The organism is Bacillus sp. P4_D3 (assembly GCF_056401855.1).
Genome location: NZ_JBFUIN010000948.1, coordinates 1 through 1,032 on the forward strand (window position 1 = coordinate 1; position 1,032 = coordinate 1,032).

At 32.0% G+C, this 1,032-nt stretch carries 2 protein-coding genes; both read right to left on the reverse strand.

Annotated elements, in window-relative coordinates; translation table 11 throughout:
* Window positions 1-315: 5'-methylthioadenosine/S-adenosylhomocysteine nucleosidase (gene mtnN / locus AC1DTM_RS28230; protein WP_477001459.1), on the reverse strand; the 315-nt coding region annotated here is incomplete at its 3' end.
* Between the two features lie 32 nt (window positions 316-347).
* A partial coding sequence (locus AC1DTM_RS28235) for a M3 family metallopeptidase (protein ID WP_477001460.1) occupies window positions 348-1,032 on the reverse strand: 685 nt, incomplete at its 5' end.

Consider the following 1,032-nt stretch of genomic DNA (forward strand, 5'->3'; position numbering starts at 1 on the left):
TTGATTTTTATTAACATCATGATGCKTAACATTTGTAGAAATAACTAGATCGCCAACTTTCACATCCGGATGTAATCCACCCGCAACACCTGTATTAATGATAGAGTCTATATCAAACTTACTAATTAATATTTGTGTACATGCAGCTGCATTTACTTTCCCTACACCACAGCGAGTAATTATAATCTCTGTACCCATGAAATTCCCTTTATAAAAAGGCATTCCAGCAATAGTTTGTTCCTCATCTATATGTAGTTTTTCTAAAAGTAAGTCTATTTCTATTTGCATTGCTCCGATAATACCGATTCTGTTCATAATGTATTCCCCTTTATCTATTTGTGCGCCCCCTACATAAGCTGCAAATATTCATCAATATCTTTATGGATTTGTATAAAAGATTTATTCCAAAATTCATAATTTGTTAAATCAATTTCAAAATGTATTTTCATAAGTTCTTCAACTGGAGCTTTTCCCGTTTCTCGCAAAAATTCTTTATACCTCAAATGAAATTCCCTTTTATTTTCTTTCGCTAATTCTAGTAAACTAAAACTTACTAAATAACCAAATGTGTATGGATAATTATAAAAAGGAACATCTGCTATATAAAACTGAACGTATTTCATCCAAACAAACGGCTGATATTCTGTTAGTGCATTTCCATATGCCTTTTCTTGCACGGCTATAGATAATTTCTCAATTTCATCAGCACTTATAGGCCCTTCTTTACTTTTTTCATAAAAACTCTTTTCGAACTGAAACGATGCACGAATCGCCATAACATAATTAAAGCTATTTCTAATTTTCCAGCTAAGCAATGACTTTTTCATTTCTGTACATTCTGCTGTTTTTATTAAGTGATCTACAAGTACCATTTCAAAGAAAATAGACGCTGATTCAGCTGTACTCATTGGCAGATAACCATCTAAAAATGAAGTGGATTGTTCAAAACTCATAACATAAAAATGCCAAGCATGTCCTAATTCATGAGCAAGTACTCTTACACTATCAATACTCCCATCATAACGCATTGAA